The organism is Mammaliicoccus sp. P-M59, assembly GCF_022386135.1.
Classification (GTDB): Bacteria; Bacillota; Bacilli; order Staphylococcales; family Staphylococcaceae; genus Mammaliicoccus; species Mammaliicoccus sciuri_A.
In genome coordinates this window covers 1-218 of sequence record NZ_JAJNJJ010000050.1, presented here as the reverse complement: position 1 = coordinate 218, position 218 = coordinate 1, and the positions used below count along the sequence as shown (strand labels likewise).

Genomic DNA, 218 nt, shown 5'->3' with positions numbered 1-218 from the left:
ATTACAACACCACCAACAAATGAAATCATCGAGTATGGTGGAGAAGAAGTGCCACCAGGTCATAAAGATGAATTCGATCCAAACTTACCAGTTGGCGAAACAGAAGAAGTACCAGGAAAACCAGGTATTAAGAATCCAAATACAGGTGAAATCGTGACACCGCCGGTGGATAGTGTGACAAAACACGGTCCAGTACCAGGCGAACCAATTGTGACGAA

General features: G+C 44.0%; 1 protein-coding gene. It reads left to right on the top strand.

What is annotated here, in order from left to right; all coding sequences use genetic code 11:
• Positions 1–218, top strand: a 218-nt coding sequence (locus tag LQ617_RS15945; RefSeq protein ID WP_239740800.1) for an E domain-containing protein, incomplete at both ends; no start/stop codon positions are given.